Here is a 309-nt window from a genome sequence, read left to right as displayed (position 1 = left end):
GCATGCATTAGTTGAACAACACTTAGGGGCTGAACGATCAGTTCCTTTCTCACTTTCTGGAAGTATAGATTAATAAAAGGGCTCTTAAAAAAATAATATTGATTTACTTATGAAAAGGGGATTTTATATGATATTGGAAGCCGTTATGCTACAAGTTAAGGAAGGTATGGAAAATGACTATGAAGACGCATTTCGTGGGGCGTCAGAAATAATTTCTTCAATGAAAGGTTACATATCTCACGAATTACAGCGTTGTATGGAAGTAAAGGGGAAATATATACTACTAGTTCATTGGGAAACATTAGAAGA

The 309-nt window shown here is 34.6% G+C and carries 1 protein-coding gene; it reads left to right on the top strand.

Annotated elements, in window-relative coordinates; translation table 11 throughout:
- Positions 1 to 127: 127 nt before the first annotated feature.
- Positions 128 to 309, top strand: a 182-nt coding sequence (locus CN601_RS21860) for an antibiotic biosynthesis monooxygenase family protein (protein WP_142317400.1), incomplete at its 3' end; no start/stop codon positions are given.

Source organism: Bacillus sp. AFS017336 (assembly GCF_002555445.1).
Lineage (GTDB): Bacteria > Bacillota > Bacilli > Bacillales > Bacillaceae_G > Gottfriedia.
This window is presented reverse-complemented; position numbering and strand designations above follow the sequence as displayed.